The organism is Paenibacillus agaridevorans (genome assembly GCF_003112455.1).
GTDB lineage: Bacteria > Bacillota > Bacilli > Paenibacillales > Paenibacillaceae > Pristimantibacillus > Pristimantibacillus agaridevorans.
In genome coordinates, this window is record NZ_BDQX01000430.1 from 294,053 (window position 1) to 302,337 (window position 8,285).

Genomic DNA, 8,285 nt, shown 5'->3' on the forward strand with positions numbered 1-8,285 from the left:
CCTTTGTCATAATCGGAACCCGCCATTACCAGGTCCATTCTTCTTCCTCTTCGTCTTCGTCGCCCCAAGTCCACTCGCCCGGATCTTCATCCGGCGGTTTGACGACATTAAGCTTTAATTCCAGCTCCATAAAATGAATTTTGCTCGTAATGCTTCTAAAACCGGCCACAATGGATTCCGCAAAGGGCAAATCCTCGCCCCTCGTTACGATTCTGACGAGCATTTGCTGCGGTTCCTCGCCAGGCGGCGCATAGACGGCGCTGACGCGGTATTGGCCGATCGGCACGTTGTGCACGCCGTAACCATTGTTGTTTCTGCTTCCCTTGCTAATCAATTTGGGTCCGCCGACGGTTCCATCCATCATCGTCCCCACGGGCTCCAGCGTTATCGTCACGTCGTCCCGATCGGGCGGTTCGGCAATGGGGTTGAGCGGATGGATCAAATCCATCATATAGAACAGCACTTCCCCGCTTCCGCCCGTGCCGGTAGAACTGTTAAGCTTGACGGTGAAATTGCGGATCGCGCCCGTATTGCCGGCGAACGGGCTGTTATCGTCCGCCGTCAGCTCGACGCTGTGCTCGACTCCCTCATAGACGGTTTTGAAATCGGCATATGCCATGTAAGTCGTGGCCGCCTTCGGCAACGCAATCCGGTAGCGCCCGTTGTCATCCGTCTTGGCCTGCAGGTTGCTGTCATATAACAGCTGGTTGTCGATCGTAATCCATGCTCCTTTAATGGGAGTGCCCTCAGAATTAACAACCCTCCCCTTTACCACATAGGGCTCGAGGACCGTATCTTCCTTGGTAATCTCGATGATTGACGTGCCCGACGCATTGTTGTAAGAAACGAAATAGCCGCTGCTCTCCGATACGAACCGTAACGGAATCATCGTGCTTCCGTTAATAATTTGCGCCGGTACGGCGAGCTTGACGCCTTGACCGTTCACCTTTGCCGATGGGCTTCCCATCGTCAGCTCAATTTTTATCCCGGATTTGCTCCCCGATGCCGTCTTCTCTTCTGCGTTCCACTCCACTTTGTAGCCAAGCGTCTCGAAAGTCTTGCGGAAAGGCACCAGCGTCGTTCCGTTCCGGATCAGCGGCTGCTGGCCTTCGAACTGCAGAAGCTTGCCTTCGACATAAATCTTTATTTCGCCGGCTTTGGCCGTTGCGGACGTCGCCATGCCGGCCAAGAGCACGAGCAAGCAGGACAGCCAGATCATCACCTTCGTCGTTTTTCTCTCCACTTTACCAACTCCTTTTCGCCTGATCGACTTCATCGTATACCGCCTCATCCCGTCAGACCAGTTACACGTTGTCACAACCATTGTCATGTCTTCGCCATGATGCGGGTCTTCTGCCCCAGTCGTCAACCTTAAAGCCCGGACAACTGACAAAAACGATGACAACATGTAACTAGGGGCAGCATCGCCATTCTTTTACAATGAGTAACAAGAACTTGAATGGAGGAATGGATATGAGCTTTATGGACAAAGTGAAATCCGGATTTACCGAAGCAGGCAGCAAGGCAAAAATCGTTGTGGAAATCAATAAACTTAAATTGCAGAACAACAATAAGCAGAAGGAGATCGAGCAGAACTACCAGAACATCGGACGCATGTACTATTTGCAAGCGGTCGGCAGACTTGCGGATGACTCGGGCGCGGATCCTGCCGGCATGGTTGAAAACATCGCGCGGCTGGAGGCCGAAATCGAGGAAAATAACAAAGAAATCAAGACGCTGGCAAATGAAAAGGACTGCGTATGCGGTAAGCCCGCACCGCTGGACGCCCGCTTCTGCCCCTCCTGCGGACATACCTTTGAATCATGAAAAGCTGGATCGAAAGCAAAAGAAACAAGACCATCCTGCTCCTGTTGATCGCCTCCCTCGTGACGGTTGGCGCCGCAGCCCTATTTATAAAAAATCAGCCGGGCTCCAAGGAAAGCCCTATAATCTCGCAGAGCTCTCACGTGCCGACCGGACGAGATAAAGCGGAGCCAGCCGCGCCCAAACGAACCCGGTATCCCGTCGGCGACTGGAGCATCGCGATTCCTTATTTAAACCCGTTCGGCTCTCCGTCCAACTATCAATCTACCGAGCATACTCCCAATCAATTTCAGGAGTTGAAGTATATCAATGAGCGGCAGATGGAGACCTTCCGCATGACGGCGGGAGAGCTCTGGCAGCTGAATGTGCAATGGAAGGACGATAGCGGCGATCCTTGGGAGGACTTGCGGCTGTATATTAACGACCTTGGCGGTCGCGCCTACACGGGATCCGCGGAAGACACTCTCGTGGTTACGGCGGATGATGCCGAAGGGATCACATGGTGGGGCATTGCCTCCAAAGGCGGCGACGGCTACCAATTAAAGGTGTTCAAGGAGCTTCGCCTGCGACACGGTTTGCCCGCCGGATTCAAGACATCGGATTATCCCGGCGGCGAAATCTATTTCATGACGAATAACGAGAACCACAAGTATCAAAGCTTAAGGGCCGACCTTAACGATGGCGGAGTCCGCCTCCATGCCAGAGGTTTCTACTCGCAAGGGAAAAATCGGCGGGATCTCTCTTACAACCAAGAGCTCAACGCCTTCAAAAGCACGCATTATACGCTTAACGATATTCCGCAGGATCCATCCGCGCCTTTGTTCTGGAAGGCAACCTGGAGCCCGGATTCGGATCCGCGCGAGCTTGTTCTCTCGGTAGACGAAACCGAGGACATCACTCCGTTCCGGGACGGCGAACGACTGGGATCGCTTAAGATAACAGGGGGAATGACCGGTCATCTTAAGGTAGAAGCTCCTCCGGGGGTCGTCATGAGCCATCCGGAGCTTCATCTCCATGGCGACCGTACGCCGGAAGGCGATACGCTCTTCTGGCTACCTCCCGGCTACTGGAACGTCACCCTCGAGCAAGAGACCGGACCACCCGTACATACAAGGCTTGTGCCTGTCAGCGCGGGCGAGATGACGGTGCTGGATATGAAGCCGCTCATTCGCAACGCTTACCGGAACGACGGAATCGGCAAATCCGATGGCGCGGAAAGCGGACTGCAGATTGAAGACGCCGTGGAACAAGGCGAGCAAGCCCGCATTACGTTTATGCTGCTCGACTCCGAGAAACCAGGATTTGACCCGAAGCCTTCCGACATCGAAATAATGGAGGGCGGCCGGCCAGGCAAGCTGCTGGAGCTCAGCCGGATGAAGACGCCTCCGAGCGTCGTTCTGGCACTGGATTCCTCCGGTTCCATGGCGAAGTCGATGAGCCATGTGCTGGCATCCGCCCGCTCCTTTATCGAAGGACTGCCGGAGGATGCGCATGTTCAAGTGATTGATTTTGACACGCAGGTTCGGGTAATCGAAGGCACAAGCAAGAAGGAAGCGCTGGCGGGACTGTCTTCGGTCAAGGCGCATGGAAATACCAGGCTGTATGATTCCGTCATTGAAGCGTTAGGCCAGTTAAAGGATAAGACGAGACCGTCCCTGGTCTTGTTTACGGACGGCGTGGATAGCAATGCCGAGAAGGCTGGAACCGGCAGCACCTCGAGCAGAAGCGAGGTTGAGCAGGCCGCGCGCGATGCGGGAGTGCCGGTCTATGCAATCGGCTTCGGTCCGGACCATGACAATGCTACGCTGCTGGAGCTCGCGGCCATGTCTGGAGGCACGTATTACTCCGCGCAGGACGCAGCCGCGCTGGATCACGTATTCGCCGCGATTAACGAGCGGCTCGGCAACCGCTTCGAAGTCGTCTACGAACGGCCCAAGGAGCAAGCCGCCTCCGACGTACCCGTTATCGCGATGACCCTTGACGTCAGCGGCTCCATGGATGCCGATCCCGCTTCGGGGAACGGCGCATACCGCATCGATAAAGTAAAGCACCTGTTCCACGACTTTATTGCGGAGCTGCCCGAACGCAGCCTGATGCAGCTGCTCAGCTTCTCGACCGAGCTGCGGTTCGATCAAGGCTTCACCTCCCGCAAGGCCGAGCTGCTGCAGGCGCTTGGCAATCTAAAGGCTGTTGGCGGTACGGACATCCTGAATTCCGTCTTCGCTACCTATCAGTCGCTTAAAAGCATTCCTTCGGAGAAACGTGTCATCGTCTACGTTACGGACGCTGCACTGGATGTCGATGAGGAGCAAAAAAGCTTCTTTGAAACAACGCTTGCGGCGATCAAAGAGGAAGGTATTGGGGTGCTGTGGGTAGGGCTGGGCACAGAGGATAGCGAAGAAGCCTTTAAATGGGCCGCTGAGAAATCTGGAGGCCAATACGTCATTTCCGAGGACCCGGCAGTATTGACGAAAGCCATCCAAGAGGCGCTTGCGCAAGTGCAGAAGCGGACGACGGGACAAATTCCGCTCACCCTCGCGGTTAAAAGCGAGAACACTGACAGCTCCTCACGGCTATATACGGACGACTTGCTGGTGGATTTTCCCATGCTGCGGGACGCCGGCAACAAGGTGGAATTCCAAACAGTCGGTCTCGAGACGGGCCTCCCCGTCGCGCAATATGGGCAAGCGGCTGCTTCGATTGTCTATGGACGCGATCTGCCAGGCGAGGACGTTCAGATCCGCAAGCGGATCTCGCTTAACGCTAAAGGCAAAAACAAGTCCGTGGAATGGAAAGCCAGCGAGCTCTATTTGCTTAACAGGCTCAAGGGCGTCTCCGCTCCTCAGGGCCGTACCTTCGCGGCGATTGAGATGGAGCTGACGGGCGTGCATGAAGGCGGAGCTGCCTATCAAATACCGGATTTCGCTTCGCATTTCTTTATGCGAATCAACGACTCGGGTTCCTATCCGGCTTCGACGGCCACCTGGCTGACGGAGCAGCCGCTGTCCCCGCCGGGAGACGGCAGCATAATCGTCAAAGCCGGCGAAGCCGTTAAGGGATTGCTCGTATTCCTCGTACCGGACGAGGAAATGGAACGAGCCTCCCTCCATTATTACGACACCGGCTATGGACATATTTCGCTTGCCTTGATCGGCGAGCTTCCGAAGGAAGACCCCGATGCCTGGAACAGCATGCCCAAGAGCGCAATCGGCAAGCTGTCGGATACGTTTCAACTGTCCTTACAATCCGTAGGCGAATCGAGCCGGATCGGCAATGTGGCCATATCGCGAGACACCAGCACGTTTAAGCTCGTCGAGACCGAGCTGAAATCGCTTGTCAATGCCGATCTGAAGCTGGATCCGCGGCAACGCTTTTATTGGCGTGTCGCCACCGCCGCCGGCCCCTTCCTCCTGCCGGTCCATACGGCGACGGCTCTTTTGCCCCATGGCTTGCTGCGGCCTGCGACCTTCGCTCCCGGCTCCGCGAACAAAGCCGTGCTTGCCTTCCAGACGCCCAATGCGCTGGACACGATGCCATCGGACTTGTATGTCGACCTCTTCGGCGGCGCAACAGTGCTTCCGATTAGCTCGGGAACAACGGAGATCCCGCATGCGGAGAGGAAAATCGATGCCGGGGGCAAAGGCGTATCGCTGACCGTCAATGCACTGTCCCGGGTGCAAGGGCTGGAGTCCGGCAACGGCAACTATGTCGTAGCCGACGTGACGCTGACCGATGAAAGCGACGGCTTCGGATCAACCGGCTTCCGCGAGACGTTTAAGCTTGTCCCCGTTCAACCCCCGCGGGATAGCGATGCGCCGGAGCTCGCTCCGGATCCGCTCACCGACGGCCTGCTGCTGGGCATGGATGCCGATTGGTCCGTATTCGACGGGGCTGAGCGGCGCGGACTGCTCCTGTTCTCCCTCCCTCATAACGGGAAGGATTTGAAGTGGAGCCTGCAATCCGATCTGTTCCCCGGCTTGAACATGGAAGTCGGCGACGATGTCTATAAGGAGGAAGGCCTGCTCGTCGTTCGGATCGAGCCGGAGCTCGAAGATACGTTCGATTCGCAGCTATCCTCGGCGCTTGCCGAGGTTCTCAGCCGTCATCGGGCACGGGAGGCGGCAGGGCAAGGGGAAGGCAAGGCGCGAACCGTCGACTTTAATGAAAAAGAAGGGCGCAGAGAAGCCGTCCCGGCTCCTATGCCTGCCGTGCACGGCTTGATGGCAATCGAATCCGTAAAGCAATGGGCCGATCTCGAGCAGCTTCTGAGCAGTTTGCGATGGCTGCCCTCAACCGATCCCCATGGCGTCTACCGCCACTCTCCGGAAGCCGTCATCGCCCAGGGCTGGGGGACGGAAGGCGATCTGGCCGGCTTGGCGGGCGGCTTGCTTTCGCAGCTTGGCTACAGCCCCTCGCTTGGCATGGTCCAGCTAACGGAGCGCGGCAGGGAGGCGCTTCGGGAGCTGGGCTCCGTGGATAAGGTAGCTTTGAAATATTTGCCCGCATGGACGTATCAGGACGAGCAAGGAGATGTCCAAATATTCGTCGTCCCGTTCATGAAGAAGCTGTCGGAGCTCGGCGGTTTGGCCTTTTTCCCTGGCGGCCAGGAGCAAAGGGGGATGACGTCCGCACAAGCAACGATCAGCGTCTACTTCCAGGTGGAGGCGAAAGCCGACTCGGGATTAGGCGCAATAGCCGGAGATATCGGGGGCGCGCTGGGAGGCGGCGACGACGACGGGGGGCCCGACATCCAGGATATTCGAGTCCTGCAGAATTCGCTTGATCTGGATGCATTGGGGCAGGAAGCGTTGGATATCCGCGCAGGAGGAGCCTCCGGCAATTATACGGCCGTGCTTGAGAACGGGACGATGCAAATCGTCGGTAATCGCATGATAGACGCAGAGGAAAATAAAATCGTCGGCGTGCGGATTGAAGTTCAGCTGCCGCAGAAGAAGCTGATACATGAAACAAAGCTGCGTGATGGCGAAGAAATTACCGATGTGTTCCATACGGTTGCCGTAAATCTTCCGGATCTGTCCGCCGAAGCGGCCGTTACGCTGCAAAAAGCCGCCGACCGTGCTTATAGCGCAGTCAAGAAGCCTGATGATCATTCTGCCCTTTCCTGGTATACCCGCAACATCCTTTATCGGTTTGTCGCGAACCAAACTGCGTACGAATCCGAACTCGCGGAGATGCTGGACGTAACCGCGGGACGGGTGGGCAAGGAGCGGGTCATCTTCGTTACCGTCAGAAACGATGGGCCGGGGTCTGCCTTAAGAACAAGCGTAGATCTGCAGCAATCCGCCAATCTGATTCATCGGGGAACGGAGGAAGCCTCGCGCGCTTTCCATCTCATGAGCGGCCTGTTCGCGTCGCGGCTCGAAGGCGCCGTCCTGCCTGGCAATGGTACCGACTTTATGGATATATGGATGGAAAGCCCTGAAGATACGGCACTGCTTCTCAGCCTTGTCAGCACGAGAAAAGAAGATCTGAAACGGATGGAAGAGCAAGGTTATCCCGAAACGCTGATCGAGCGGGCCCGAACCTCCACCGCGGCCATGCTGATTCCGAATGCGCCGACGGTTATGAACGGGGAACGACGCTGGGCCTGGCTGGAGATCGATCCCGCGACTTACGAGACGATATCCGTCACGGATACGGGCGAACACGGAAGCTTTGCGGAATTTCTGATCTCGATGGAACCCGTATCGCCGACGGGCGACGACTACCTCGCCTTTATGGCAGGCTCTTTTATCGGCGTCAGCACCTCCGTCTGGAGCGTCAGTTCATTTGCGCTGATGCTGGATGACTACGAAGACATCATTAAAGCGGCCAAAGCCTACACATACGGACTGGGCGAAGTGCTAAGCGGCATGATGGACAACAAGGACTTGCCGAAGCTGGAATACAGTATCAGCCCGATTAAGCTGAAGCTCATAGACAAGGAATTCGATTATTTGGCCAAACGCTTCGAGGAGGTCAAGATAGGCAAGAAAGGCGGACTCGGCGGAGATGTCGTTGGATTTGCCCTCGGCTTCAAGAGCGGCGCCGCCTATTACTTCAAACAAGCCGAAGCGGCCATCAAGAAGCCTGTCGTAAAGAATGGGCCTCCAAGCGGGGGCGGGGGCGGGGGCTAGATGAGTCACAAACCTTAAACGTCCAGTCACTCAGTCACTCACTGTCTAACGGACATAAAGAGGCCGTCGATTCATTGTGAGTAACTGAGCTGAAACGTTCTGCTTTCGCTAACCGACCTCAGAGCCTCTATTTGCAGCATTTTCGCGATATTAAAAATCTAAAGGACTCAGATGACGTTATTTGGTGAATTTCCACCCATTCTATGCGGTTTTGACGGAAGTAAGGTCGTCTGTGTCCGTTACAATTTGAACAGGCCCCGTTTTTGCGAAATAGCGACTGTGGTGTCCGTTACGATCAGCCTTTACTTAACTGCGCTGCCGTCC

The 8,285-nt window shown here is 56.1% G+C and carries 3 protein-coding genes; 2 read left to right on the forward strand and 1 reads right to left on the reverse strand.

Features of this window, described 5'->3' with window-relative positions:
- Positions 1–25: 25 nt before the first annotated feature.
- A complete protein-coding gene (locus tag PAT3040_RS33410) occupies positions 26–1,243 on the reverse strand; it encodes a stalk domain-containing protein (RefSeq protein WP_181377000.1) in 1,218 nt (405 codons plus the stop codon).
- A gap of 230 nt (positions 1,244–1,473) precedes the next feature.
- Between PAT3040_RS33410 and PAT3040_RS33415 the strand changes: the two genes are divergently transcribed.
- Together PAT3040_RS33415 and PAT3040_RS33420 are read left to right on the forward strand one after the other, a co-directional pair.
- On the forward strand, positions 1,474–1,827 hold the full coding sequence (locus PAT3040_RS33415; RefSeq protein WP_108996066.1) for a zinc ribbon domain-containing protein: 354 nt from the start codon (positions 1,474–1,476) through the stop codon (positions 1,825–1,827).
- Positions 1,824–7,961, forward strand: coding sequence for a vWA domain-containing protein (locus tag PAT3040_RS33420; RefSeq protein ID WP_108996067.1), 6,138 nt, complete (start codon positions 1,824–1,826; stop codon positions 7,959–7,961). Before PAT3040_RS33415 ends, PAT3040_RS33420 begins: the two co-directional genes overlap by 4 nt.
- Positions 7,962–8,285 lie beyond the last annotated feature (324 nt).